We start from the raw sequence: 12,643 nt of genomic DNA, 5'->3' as shown, positions 1-12,643 counted from the left end.
ACTTGAGTAGATTGAGGAGATGCCTTCTCCAACTGTGGAGGGGGCTTTTTTGTCATCCTAATTGACAATTCGCAACATAGTGTATACATTTGTATACATGAGCGATTGTAAAAGGAGTGACTTAAATATGAAAGAACAATGGGAACACGGCGGGCATGGTGACCGTAACTGTGAAGGCCGGCATAAAAGCAGGCATCATGACGGAGCCAAGACGTTCCGCCGCGGGCGGGCGCTGGAATTTTTGAATGTGCTTGAGGTAAAAAGAGCAACGCTGAAGCAACAGGTGGAAGCGCCCGAGTATCAGGAGATCAAGCAGGTGCTGCTCGGTGAGCTTAAGGCTATTGAAATGGTGATTGATGAGTATACCCGGCATTTTGAGCTGCGCCGCAGGGAAGCGGATGAGTCTCAGACGGCAGAAGGGGATTCATAATGTGGGAATTAAGACGTTATTTGAAGCCGTATGTAAAATTTATGATTTTGGCCCCGATGTTCATGATGATGGAGGTCTTTTTTGACCTGCTTCAGCCTACACTGGCTGCGCATATCGTTGACAACGGGATTGTCAGCCGCGACTTTAGCGTTATTGAGCGGACCGGGTTTCTGATGCTGGGCGTTGCTCTGCTGGGGCTGGTTACCGGCGTGCTGTGCAACTTTTTTGCCAGCCGGGCCTCGCAGAACTTTGGCGCTGACATCCGTGAAGCGCTGTTCACGAAGGTGCAGACCTTTTCCTTTGAAAATGTCGATGCGTTCAAGTCCGGCTCGCTGATGACCCGGATGACCAGCGATGTCGTGCAGGTGCAGAATCTGGTGCAGATGGGCCTGCAGGGTCTTGTCCGTGCGCCCAGCCTGCTGGTCGGCAGCGTGGTTATGGCGCTGATTATCAACCGTCAGCTCGGGCTCATTCTGCTGGGTACGCTGATTGTCCTGATTGCTGTAGTAGCGCTGCTGATCCGTTTTTCGACTCCGATTTTCTCTGCAGTACAGGGGAAGCTGGATGCCGTAAATACGCGGATTCAAGAGAATCTGGCCGGAATTCGGGTCGTCAAGGCCTTTGTCCGGACCGGCTATGAAACAGGGCGGTTCCGTGAGGTCAACGGGGATTATACCCGGGTCTCGATCCGGGCAGCCCGCTTTATCGCGCTGAATTCGCCGATCGTCACGCTGATCATGAACGCATGCCTTGTAACCGTGCTGCTGTACGGGGGTAACAAGGTATCGTTCGGCTCGGTTAAGGCAGGCGATCTGGTAGCTTTTGTAAACTATGTAGTCCAGGTATTATCCTCCCTGCTCATGGTCAGCAGTCTGCTGATGAACGTGTCGCAGGCCAAGGTGTCGGCTGACCGTATTCAGGAGGTGCTTGCTGCCCAGCCGCATATCCGCGATGCCGAAGCTAAAGGCAGCTTGTCTCTGCCGGGCCGCAAGGTCAAGCTGGAGAACGTATCGTTCTCCTATAACGGCTCTTCCGATCCGAAGGATCTGGTGCTGCAGGGGATTAATATCGAAGCTGAGCGCGGCGAGACCGTGGCGATAATCGGGGCAACCGGCTCCGGCAAAACCACGCTCGTCCAGCTGATTCCCCGGCTGTATGACGTTACGTCAGGCTCCATTCAGCTGGACGGACAGGACATCCGTGAGCTTCCGCTGCTGGAGCTGCGGCGGCGGATCGGAATGATCCTGCAGGAATCGTTCCTGTTCACCGGCACGATCCGCGAGAATATCGCCTTCGGCAAGCCCGGCGCAGAGCAGGCCGAGGTGGAAGCGGCCTCGCGAATGGCCCAGGCGCATGATTTTATCAGCAGGCTGCCGGAAGGCTATGATACCAAGCTTGGCCAGAAGGGCGTCAACCTGTCCGGCGGGCAAAAGCAGCGGCTGTCCATTGCCCGGGCGCTGCTCGTGAAGCCGCCCGTGCTGATCATGGACGACAGCATGAGCGCTCTCGATGCCCGGACAGAGCGGCAGCTGCGGGGTGCACTCAAGGATATTACGGCAGAGGCCGTGACCTTCCTGATCGCCCAGAAAATATCGTCCGTTACGGAAGCGGACACGATCATTGTACTCGATGACGGGGAGATCGCAGGCAGCGGCTCCCATGAGGAATTAATGCAAAGCTGCAAGGTATATCAGGAGATCTACCGGTCACAGTTCGGCTCAGAGGAGGTGCCTTATGTCAATGAACCAGCCATCCAGTCATTCTAATCAGGGCAAAACGCCGCAAAAGTTCGACCAGATGGGCTTCCGCCAGGGTCCGGGACATATGCACGGAGGCGTACCCAAAGTAAGATCCAAGGATACCTTCGGCACACTCCGGCGGATATGGGGCTACCTGAAGCAGGAGCGCCAGGCGCTCACCTGGGTTATTGTGTGTACCGTACTGATTACTGCTCTTTCGCTTGCGGGTCCCTATCTGATCGGTAAGCTGTTCGATAATTATATTGTGCCCGGCCGGTTTGAGGGGATGTTCCGGATGGGGATGATCCTCCTTGGGGTATATGCCCTGGGCGCGTTCTTCACCTGGGTTCAGCAATATACAGCCTCCAGCCTGTCCCAGAATACGGTCCGCAATATGCGGCAGGATCTGTTCGAGCAGTATCAGCGGCTGCCTGTATCGTTCTTCGACCAGCGCACCCACGGTGAGCTGATGAGCCGGGCTGTCAACGATATTGCCAACGTCTCCAATACCCTGAATCAGACGGTTGTCCAGCTGATTGCAAGTGTCCTGATGTTGGCCGGATGTCTGGTTATGATGCTCAGTCTAAGTGTATGGATGACGCTGATTACCATTCTGACCGTTCCGCTTATTACATTTATTATTAAAAAAATATCCGTCCATACCCGCCGCTACTTCTCGGAGCAGCAGCAGCATCTCGGCGAGGTGAACGGCTTCGTCCAGGAAAATATCTCCGGCCTCAAGGTCGTCAAGGTATTCGGCCGGGAGGAAGAGGCAGTCCGCCAATTCCGGCAGATCAATGAACGGCTGCGTGCCGTCGGGGTGAAGGCGCAGACCCTCTCCGGCTCCATGGGCCCGATGATGAACTCGATGCGCAATCTGACCTTCCTTGTTATCGCGGTGTCGGGCGGTATTTTTGCTTATCATGAAATGATCACGATCGGTATTATTGTCAGCTTCCTCAATTATTCCAACCAGTTCAGCCAGCCGCTCAACCAGCTCGCTAACCAGTACAATCTGTTCCAGTCGGCGGTTGCCGGGGCGGAGCGCGTGTTTGAGGTGCTGGATCTGGAGCCCGAAATGTCCGGGGAGCAGGAAGATACAGCAACCCGGCGGATCAGAGGCGAGGTGGTATTCGAGCAGGTGGGCTTCGGCTATAAGCCGGAGGTACCTGTGCTGAAAAGCCTCTCCCTGCACGCCGAGCCCGGCCAGATGCTGGCGCTTGTCGGTCCGACCGGGGCAGGCAAAACCACCATTATCAACCTGCTGACCCGCTTCTATGAAATCCAGTGCGGCCGGATTCTGATTGACGGTGAGAATATCCGTGATCTGGATAAGCAGACGCTCAGGTCACAGATCGGCCTTGTGCTGCAGGATGCTTACGTTTTCTCGGGGACGATCCGGGACAACATCCGGTACGGGCGGATGGAAGCTACGGATCGGGAGGTTGAGGAAGCGGCCAAGCTCGCCAATGCCGATGTCTTCATCCGGAAGCTGCCGAACGGCTACGATACGTATCTGGGTGCCGAAGGCGGCAACCTGAGCCAGGGGCAGCGGCAGCTGCTGACCATCGCCCGTGCTGTGCTGTCCAATCCGTCGATTCTGATTCTCGATGAGGCGACCAGTAACGTGGATACGCGGACAGAGCTGCACATTCAGGAGGCGATGCGGAAGCTGATGCAGGGCCGGACCAGCTTTGTCATTGCCCACCGGCTGAGCACGATCCGTGAGGCCGACGCCATTCTGGTGATCCAGGACGGACAGATCAGCGAGCGCGGAACCCATGAGGAGCTGATGGACCGCCAGGGCTTCTATTATGAAATGTACCAGAACCAGTTTGTGTCGGGGACGGCAAGCTAAAGACAGCTCTATAGAGAGCAGCCATTCTTCTTCAGGGAGGAGGGCTGCTCTTTTTTACATATGTCCGATCTCAACCGGCCGCCTAGCAAAAAAACAAGATTTCTGGTAAATTTGCAGGCCGTTACAGACCGGAGCTAATTAATGTGCTTATGCATAAATAAATTGTAGTACACTAGAATTGCTATACAAGCGCTTACATGAATCACTTGAAATCCCTCGATTAAGGAGAACATTCCGATGCGGATGCTAATTGCAGATGATGATGATTATACAAGAGAAGGGCTGATTGATGCGGTGGAATGGAGCCAGTACGGCATTGAACAGATTATCGAAGCGAGAGACGGGGCACAGGCGCTGCGGCTGGCTGCACAGCATAAGCCGGAAATCGTGCTGACGGATATACGGATGCCGAAGCTGAACGGAATTGCTTTTGCCGAAAAGCTGGGGGAGCAGTGTCCGGACTGCAAGCTGCTGTTCATGAGCGGGTATCTGGATGTGGAATATCTGAAAAGCGCCATCCGGCTGGCCGCAGTCGATTATATAGAGAAGCCGATCAAAATTCCTGACCTGAAGGAGGCCATCTCCAAAACAATCGAGTCTGTGAAGAAGAGCAGGCGGCTGACCGATGAGCTTAGCATCAAAAAAAACCTGCAGCAGCAAAAGCTGGCACAGCTGCTCATTGAAAGTACAGCCGGCCGCGAAGCGGTCCTGAAGCAAGGTGAGGAGGCCGGATTTCCGGTGAACGCCGGATATGTATGTGTGATTGTGTCTAGTAGCGGGCAGTCAGGCGGTGAGCCGGAGCTGCTGGAGGAGCTGCATGCCTTCTGGCACAGGCAGGGGGTGCAGGCCGTCGGTAACGTTACCGGCAAAGGAGAGCTGGTATTCGTGCTTCCGCTTAACCGGGTGAAGCTGGAACGGACCCATGCGCTGGCAAAGCAGCTGCTCTTAACCCATGACAGCCTCCGCATTGCAACGGGCAGCAGGGTGCCGGATATTTTTGAGGTAAGCCAGAGCTATATGCATGCCCGTACAGCGCTTAACTGCTTTTTCTATGAGCCGGAGGCCCGTTTCAGTCCTTATGCGGAACCAGAGAGTACGTCAGCAGGGATCAGCCCGCAGCTGTTTGTGGACTTCTATATGCTGATGAAAAGCCAGCCGCGTGAGCTGACCGGATGGATTGAAGCGCTATGTGACCGTCTGATGTCGGAGGAGCGTCCTCCGCGTGAGCAGGTCTATTCGTTATTCTCCTCTATGGGCAAGGCGATGCTGCAGGAGAAAGGGGCACTGCTCGCCGGAATGGACGGAGTCTATGAGATGAAGGACATCGACACCCGGATATCCGCGTTCTATACATTATCGGAGCTCAAGGAATATATGTTGGCCATATGTAGCAGCTATTGTGCCGAAAAAGCCAAGGAAGCCGAGTACTCGCATACGGTAATCAGCGTGATGGATTATGTAGCTGCCCATGTCAGCAAGGCGGAGCTGGATCTGCCGGAAATCGGCCAGCATATGTTTATGTCCTCCGCTCATCTGAATGTGCTGTTCAAGCAGGAGACAGGGATGACGATTACCCAGTACATCAGGGAGTACCGGATTGAGCTGGCCAAGAAGCTGATCATGAATGAGCATTATAAAATGAACGCAATCTCGGAGCTGTGCGGCTTTGCCAGTCCGAGCTATTTTGCCAAGGTATTCAGGCTCTGCACCTCCGTTACGCCGGTTGAATACAGAAAGCTCAAGCTGCGATGAGGATCACTGTCCCGTTCCGCAATCTATCCATACGCAAAAAGCTGATGTTGCTGTTCGTCATGGTCGGGATTATCCCGCTGATCATTACCTTTTTTGTATCCCAGCATGAAATCCGCAAATACGCGCTGGACCGGCAAAGCTATGCCAACAATCAGACGTATGAGCAGACTTTGTCCGTGCTGACCAGCCGGATGTCGCATATTGAAGAGATTTCCTCCATGATTGTGGTCAATAAAAAGATTACGTCCATCTTCTCGCTGAAGCCCGAGCGACTTGAAATCTGGCAGCAGCTCTCGATGTTCGAGGAGATTACCTCCTATACGCAAATTCTGGAGTCAGACTCGCAGTTTAACAACATTATGTATTTCATCAACGACGGATTTGTAACCGCCGGCAAAACCTCACTGTACCGGCCGCTCAGCCAGGTTCAGGGGCAAAAGTGGACGGAATCCTTTCTGGCTGCTAAAGGAAGGTCCGCCTGGCTGATTTTCGAGGACAAATTCAACTTTCTGACCCCGAAGAAGTATCTGACGCTGGGCCGGGCATTGTGGAATGAGAATGATTATATGGAATCCGTCGGCTTCGTGATGATCAATATTGACCTGGAGGAGATCACCGGAGCGCTGCGGCAGTCGGTACCCGGGCAGCTGGTTTACGTGGAAACAGCAGACGGCGAGCTGGTTGCCAGCAGCGGAACTGAAGAAGAGCTGGCGAAGATGCGCCTTCCGGGCAAGCTGAACAGCGGACCCAGCTATTCAGAGATTCATCTGGAGAGCGGCACCTACCTGGCCCGCGGCAACCAGATAGATTCGACGGGCCTGTATCTGATATCGGTGATTCCGTCCAGTGCCGCCATGTCGATTATCCAGAAGATCCGTGTCCAGATGCTGGGCATCTATGCCGTGATCGGGCTGCTGATCTTTGTATTTATTTTCCCGATTACAAGATCAATTACACAGCGCATCTTCCTGCTGATGAACAAGATGAGTCAGGTGCGGCAGGGGCGGTTGAATACGCTAGACCTGGAGCCGCGCACGGATGAGCTGGGCCACCTGATCTCCAGCTACAATTATATGATTAACAGTGTGCAGGAGCTGATGGAGGAGCAGTTCAGGCTGGGGCAGGAGAAGAAGGGGGCAGAGCTGAAGGCGCTGCAGTCCCAGATCAATCCGCATTTTTTGTATAACACACTGGATATGGTGAACTGGATGGCCCAGAAGGATGAGGTGGACAATATCCAGCGGGTGATTCACGCCCTGTCGGATTATTACAAGCTGGTGCTGAATAAAGGCAAGGATTTTGTGAGCGTGGGTGACGAGGTCAGGCTGTGCAGCATCTATATGGACATCCAGAAGAACCGGTACAAAGACAGGATTAAACTGGAGATCAGCGTAGAGGACGATGCGCTTAGCTGCATGCTGCCCAAGATTACCCTGCAGCCGCTGGTGGAGAATGCGATTGTGCATGGCATCATGGAGACGGAAGAGCGCAGGGGAACGATCCGCATTATAGGCCGGATTGAACAGGACAGGCTGCGGATTACCGTTGAAGACGACGGCGCCGGCCTAAGCGAGCGGGAGGAGCGGCATTCGGGCTACCAGGGAAGCGGCTACGGGGTTGAGAATATCAACAAGCGGCTGAGCTTGTTTTTTGGCGGTGAAGCCAGAGAGATAACGTTCATAAGTACAGCGGGTAAAGGGACCAGTGTGATTATAGATGTTCCTGTTATGCGGGTTTTGTGAAAATCTAGTATTAGAGCTATTCATTTAACGAAGCAGCGGCAGCCCAAGACTCAGGAAATAAAGTCTTGGGCTGCCGCTGTTGTTTCTTAAACTAACGTTTCCGTCAGCTTAAGCTTTCAATGTAAATAGGGTTGGAGTAACAATACAAGGCCAATGAATGCGAATATTGCTGTTCCAATTCGAGTGAATATAAAATAAGCGCATGAAGGTTCCCGGGTTGCCTTCCAACCTTGAGTTATACTCCAAAACGTTCTTGGCCTAATAGTGGCGAACAACGCAGTTCCTGTCCAAAGCACGAGGAATATTGTAATTACTGCGGAAATTACATTGAAATTAGGCGGCATCGTATCCCCCCTTCTTGAGTCACACAATACTCCTAATCATTTCAAATTTCAATCCCGACCAATGAAACAAAGCAGCCGATCACACCGTCGGCTGCTTTGTTTATGACCATCCAGCCGCCCCAATTCATTTCTTCATCAAAAAATTCGACAACAACGGCGAAGATATGAAGGACCTGATCTCCATCGGTACCATCAGTTTGATCAAGGCGATTGAGAGTTACCTCCTGATCAAAGGTAGAAATTGAAAGATAAGACTAATAGTAAAATGAGAGCGGTATTCCAAGTGATGTTTGTAGTGTTAGTACATATAATTGTTATTAATGCTTTGAAGATAAAAGTAGGAAAGTGGGAGCAAGATGTAATACATCAATTGTTTATTGTTTATTTAATTCCAGTGATTTTACTATATGTAACATCTAGGATGTCTTTAGCAAGGAAGAAAAATAAATATAATCTGCTTTGGATTTGCAAAAGTACTATTCCTAGTATTAGCTTTCTAGTTTTTCTTAGTAATGACAAAGGAAGTAGTGGTAACAGAGGTAATTTTGTTGAGTTGAAATTTGATAGTGGTGTGATCGAGTTGGTTTTTTTTCCTTTTATATGCTTGATAATACAAATATCACTAATTATATTGCTTTGGATATTGAAGTTCCCAAAAGATTTCGATTTAAATGGAGAAGAACATAACTATATAAGTTGAATTAAATTATCAAACAAGAAACAATTGGGTAAATAGTTTAGACCGAAACTAAAGAGGTGAGGTCAATGAAAACCCGGAACAGAAATCGAATCTCTAATAGAAGCAATGCGAAAGACCAAAAACAAACGACTATATGAACGATATCAAGCTGTTTGCCTTCATTTAGAAGGAGTAAAAACGAAAGATATTTGTGCTTTTGTCAAACGAAACCGACAAACGATCGATCGGTATATCCAGGCTTTTATAATAACAATTAGCGTTAAAGGGACTGATGAAATAAGCATTAGTCCCTTTTTATATTTAATAAATTACAAAAAAATACAAAAAAACCTTTAATGTGCGTATTTATGCATTATTAATTATGGTAGTTAAATACTATATTGCTAATAAAGAAAATAATGGTATTATTACTACGTAAAACAAATTGTATAAAACATTAGGAGGTAGTTTAATTGTTTAAATTGGTTGGATTAGGTTTGGCAGCTTCTCTGCTTTTTGCACCAACAGCAGGTTTTGCGGATACATCGCTTCCGCAGAATTCTCTGACACCTGAAGTATCTGCCGTTACTGAAGCTGTTCCAGCAAATGTTTATACTTTTAAAAATAATATTCTCGAAGGCCCAGGAACTAAAATTCTGGTTGGAGAAGATATTGAATTTGATGAACCTGAGATTTCACTTTTCTCGGAGGCTTATAAGATCGTTCCTGTTCGTCACATTGGTGGAGCTTTCAATGATTCGTTCACTTGCACACCTTCTGATGGAGTGCATTTGAATATTTGGACGTTGAATAATAGCAATTATCCAGTTCAATTTCAAGTCAAGATTAACGGACAAATTATTACAGATCAAACTGTCGAAGCAGGGGGACAGAAGACAATTCGTTCTGAAGATATGCTGGGAGTCGGCTTGAATGCTTCGTATTCTGTTTACATTTACAGTACTACAGGGCATCAACTTGATGTCAATGTAAGTGCCAGACAATTTTAAGTAATACATAAAAAATTGTGAGTGATAACAGATAAATAAAAAAGGGGGCTCCTAAAAAGGAGTACTCCTTTTTCGTGGTTGTTTGTAATTATATTTCTGATAAAAATCGAATTTTATGAAGAATTAATAGGTAATGTAAAGGTCAGAGAATAAATTTTCGAAGAAGCATTCCAGTGTAATACAATATATATAAGTTGAATTAAATTATCAAACAAGAAATAATTGGGTAAATAGTTTAGACCGAAACTAAAGAGGTGAGGTCAATGAAAACCCGAAAAACAGAAATTGAATCTCTAATAGAAGCAATGCGAAAGACCAAAAACAAACGACTATATGAACGATATCAAGCTGTTTGCCTTCATTTAGAAGGAGTAAAAACGAAAGATATTTGTGCTGTTGTCAAACGAAACCGACAAACGATCGAGCGGTATATCCAGGCTTTTAAGCAACATGGAATCGAAGGGTTGGTCCCAAGTTATTCCTCAGGAAGACCTCACAAACTGAATCTGGAACAAGAAAAAGCGTTGGCTCAAACGATCTCCACCAAGCAACCTGTTGATGTTGGATTTGAGGCTCAATATAATTGGACGTTACGTCTGGTCGTCCATTATATTCAGCGCGAATTTGGTCAGAGCTTTACACTACGCGGGGCTTCCAAAGTCCTTCATTGCCTCGGGTTTAGCTATACAAAGCCAACCTATACGCTTGCTCGGGCAGATCTAGATAAACAGAGAGTATTTAAAGAAGAGACTTTCCCTGCTTTAAAAAAAGTCCTGAATAACGAAATCGATCACCTTTTGTTCGAAGATGAATCCATGATCCGGGACAGATTCTTTGTCATGAAGCCGAAAATTACGATATGATAACCTTCGAATTCTTTCTAAAACGTGTACTCAAACCTATCCCAAAGGTGAAATTGTCATGATTCTGGACAATGCCCGTATTCATCATGCGAAGTCCCATTCAGTCCTTCTTAGAGGAGCACCCTCGTCTAATCTTTGTCTATTTACCTCCATATAGCCCTGAATTATACGATTCATACTCATGTCCGCGAATTTATGCGGCGACTAAACCGTTCTACTCATGAGGTTATTGATCGACTGTCGACTGTGTGTACGGTTCTAATCTTTTGTTCAACTTATTTAGTTTGAAGGAGATATACTTCAGCTTACCCCGATTCCAGTGTTGTGAAATTTGGAGAGGAAATATACATAAATCATACGATTTTATAATGGGGTTGAAGAAGTGTCATTAATTTTAAATGTAACCGGTAAGCCTTCACGCTAATTAAGAACAAAATAACCACCTCTTGTACACTAAAGTGTACAGGGGTGGTTATTTTTATTTATTAGTCTCTCATTTTATGATAGTTAATAGATTCTATTTATGAGAATTCATTTGTATAATACAGCTTAGTTAAGGGAGGAGTCACGGTGAATCCCAGAACAGAAAAATCTTCAGTCCAATCTGTTTAGTTCAATTGTATACTTTTTAATAATTCGTTAAATACGGCGTTGGCTTGTTTGTTGGCCTGAGGTGGAAAAACAGACAATAGGCTATAGATTTCATTGTTTTGCTCAAATAGAATCATTTGAATTTCGATCGTTTCATTGTTCTCGCTTAAGCTATAGGTCAACTGCTTCGCTTCGATTTTCCCGACCTTCACAGACTGCTCAGTGATTTCCACAGCATATTGGTCCGATATATCTTTTTTGTACGAGCTAACATATTGTTCGAAGTTCATATCTAAATCACTCATACTATAATGTTGAATAAGAATCGTGCTTTTCTCTGGTAAGCTTAAGATAAGCTGGTGATCTCCTGTATTCTCAATTGAAGATGTTACGTCCCTCCAGTCGCCGTAGCCTGTAACTTGGACTTTCTTATCTTTGGTCGCAAATGGCTGCTTCGTATAAATGATGACTGCTTGAATGTCCGCCAGCCAGTTCACCTTCGCACCCACTGCTTCGCCGATAAAACGTAATGGAACGTAAGTGCTGCTATTGATGATAGAGGGGGCTACTGTCAGTTTTTTCTGATTGCCATTAATCTCAGCAGTAGTTGAACCTACTGTAAGCTTGATAAGAGTACCTGGTTTACTTCCCTTGATGGTTTGTGTTTTTGGATCCCAGTCCACTTTCAGACCCATTGCTTCGAAAAGAGCGCGGAACGGAACCAGTACAGATCCGTTTTGCTGGATGGGCGGGACTTGGAACTTAACGACCTCACTATTCAACACCACCATGATTTCGTCAGGATCTGAAGATGGTGCTGGTTCGTCATCAGCTTGTTCAAGCACTTTGACACCTTTGGCAGCGAGCTCGGCCAGGATTTTCTCTGCATTCGTATTCAAAGGATTATTGCTGAGTGAAACCTCTTTAAGCTTCGGAAGACTTGTTAAGACGCTAATATCTTGGACCCTATTATTCTCAAAGTATAAATGTTCTAGTTCCGGGTGATCTCTTAACGGTTCAAGAGACTGGATTTGGTTATCGTTTACGCTCAGCCAATTCAGATTGACTAGGGATTGAACCGGTGAGAGGTCCTTAAGCTGATTGTGGCCGATTAACAAGTCCGTTAGATTGGTTAATCCCGCTAGTGCATCAAGCTTCTGTATGTTATTAGAATCGATAATAAGCTGTTTCAATTGGGATAGCTCTTGCAGCGGCTCCATTTGAGAGAGCTGATTGTCATTCAGAGCCAGAAAGGTAATTTTATGCAGCTTTTTAAGCGGCTCAATATTGGTGATGCCAAGCCCCGGGAGCATTAAGCTCTCTAAATTAACAGCATGCTCCAGTCCGTTTAAACTGTTAATTTTCTTCTTAGGATCATTGGGATAGAGCGACGTTATAGTCTGTAGATCTTCTTTGGTAATGGGGCCGGCCGGTTTCTCTAGTTCGGCTCGAATCGCTTGTTCCAGGTTTTTGTCTGAGATAAGAGAAGTCTCTGCAAACGCAGCTGGAACAGAAACGAGGCTTAGCAGGAAAGCAAGAACAGTGATTAGTTGAAGTTTGAACAGTTTACGCAAAATGGATACACTCCTTGAATTGTCATAGTGACTAGATTCGACATTTGTAAACCATTCCCTT

The 12,643-nt window shown here is 47.6% G+C and carries 9 protein-coding genes and 1 pseudogene; 8 read left to right on the top strand and 2 right to left on the bottom strand.

The genetic code is table 11. The features are described from left to right. Positions 1-127 precede the first annotated feature (127 nt). The 5 genes from R70723_RS22735 to R70723_RS22715 all read left to right on the top strand — a co-directional run bounded on the left by R70723_RS22735 (position 128) and on the right by R70723_RS22715 (position 7,521). Positions 128-430 (top strand): hypothetical protein, encoded by a 303-nt coding sequence (locus R70723_RS22735; RefSeq protein ID WP_047171207.1) that lies wholly within the window; start codon positions 128-130, stop codon positions 428-430. Then, complete coding sequence (locus R70723_RS22730) at positions 430-2,196, top strand: ABC transporter ATP-binding protein (RefSeq protein ID WP_039875629.1); 1,767 nt, start codon at positions 430-432, stop codon at positions 2,194-2,196. Before R70723_RS22735 ends, R70723_RS22730 begins: the two co-directional genes overlap by 1 nt. After that, positions 2,165-4,027: an ABC transporter ATP-binding protein gene (locus tag R70723_RS22725; protein WP_231574764.1), complete on the top strand. Its 1,863-nt coding sequence runs from the start codon at positions 2,165-2,167 to the stop codon at positions 4,025-4,027. The genes R70723_RS22730 and R70723_RS22725 overlap by 32 nt, the downstream gene beginning before the upstream one ends. A gap of 237 nt (positions 4,028-4,264) precedes the next feature. Further along, positions 4,265-5,779 carry a response regulator gene (locus tag R70723_RS22720; protein ID WP_039875627.1) on the top strand — a complete coding sequence of 505 codons (1,515 nt, stop codon included), beginning with the start codon at positions 4,265-4,267 and terminating at the stop codon, positions 5,777-5,779. Next, positions 5,776-7,521 carry a sensor histidine kinase gene (locus tag R70723_RS22715; protein WP_039875623.1) on the top strand — a complete coding sequence of 582 codons (1,746 nt, stop codon included), beginning with the start codon at positions 5,776-5,778 and terminating at the stop codon, positions 7,519-7,521. The genes R70723_RS22720 and R70723_RS22715 overlap by 4 nt, the downstream gene beginning before the upstream one ends. A gap of 116 nt (positions 7,522-7,637) precedes the next feature. Here the strand turns inward: R70723_RS22715 and R70723_RS34425 are convergent, their stop codons facing one another. Beyond that, positions 7,638-7,865, bottom strand: a complete 228-nt coding sequence (locus tag R70723_RS34425) for a DUF6199 family natural product biosynthesis protein (RefSeq protein WP_372238266.1) — start codon at positions 7,863-7,865, stop codon at positions 7,638-7,640. A 134-nt stretch (positions 7,866-7,999) separates the two neighbouring features. Between R70723_RS34425 and R70723_RS33035 the strand changes: the two are divergent. The 3 genes and pseudogenes from R70723_RS33035 to R70723_RS22700 all read left to right on the top strand — a co-directional run. Continuing rightward, positions 8,000-8,101 (top strand): annotated as a pseudogene (locus R70723_RS33035) (RNA polymerase subunit sigma-70); the annotation flags it as partial. Positions 8,102-9,017: 916 nt separating this feature from the next. After that, positions 9,018-9,554, top strand: coding sequence for a hypothetical protein (locus tag R70723_RS22705; protein ID WP_039875617.1), 537 nt, complete (start codon positions 9,018-9,020; stop codon positions 9,552-9,554). Between the two features lie 263 nt (positions 9,555-9,817). Beyond that, complete coding sequence (locus tag R70723_RS22700) at positions 9,818-10,417, top strand: IS630 family transposase (RefSeq protein ID WP_047171206.1); 600 nt, start codon at positions 9,818-9,820, stop codon at positions 10,415-10,417. Positions 10,418-11,025: 608 nt separating this feature from the next. Here the strand turns inward: R70723_RS22700 and R70723_RS22695 are convergent. Further along, positions 11,026-12,582, bottom strand: coding sequence for a stalk domain-containing protein (locus R70723_RS22695; protein ID WP_052421435.1), 1,557 nt, complete (start codon positions 12,580-12,582; stop codon positions 11,026-11,028). Positions 12,583-12,643 lie beyond the last annotated feature (61 nt).

Source organism: Paenibacillus sp. FSL R7-0273 (assembly GCF_000758625.1).
Taxonomy (GTDB): Bacteria; Bacillota; Bacilli; order Paenibacillales; family Paenibacillaceae; genus Paenibacillus_AQ.
Note: the sequence above shows the minus strand (reverse complement) of the source record. Positions and strands in the feature narration are given on the sequence as shown.

Bases quoted from the DNA above. Each gene is read 5' to 3' on its own strand.
- R70723_RS22735 (WP_047171207.1), top strand. From the start codon at position 128: ATGAAAGAACAATGGGAACACGGCGGGCATGGTGACCGTAACTGTGAA.
- R70723_RS22730 (WP_039875629.1), top strand. From the start codon at position 430: ATGTGGGAATTAAGACGTTATTTGAAGCCGTATGTAAAATTTATGATT.
- R70723_RS22725 (WP_231574764.1), top strand. From the start codon at position 2,165: ATGTCAATGAACCAGCCATCCAGTCATTCTAATCAGGGCAAAACGCCG.
- R70723_RS22720 (WP_039875627.1), top strand. From the start codon at position 4,265: ATGCGGATGCTAATTGCAGATGATGATGATTATACAAGAGAAGGGCTG.
- R70723_RS22715 (WP_039875623.1), top strand. From the start codon at position 5,776: ATGAGGATCACTGTCCCGTTCCGCAATCTATCCATACGCAAAAAGCTG.
- R70723_RS34425 (WP_372238266.1), bottom strand. From the start codon at position 7,865: ATGCCGCCTAATTTCAATGTAATTTCCGCAGTAATTACAATATTCCTC.
- R70723_RS22700 (WP_047171206.1), top strand. From the start codon at position 9,818: ATGAAAACCCGAAAAACAGAAATTGAATCTCTAATAGAAGCAATGCGA.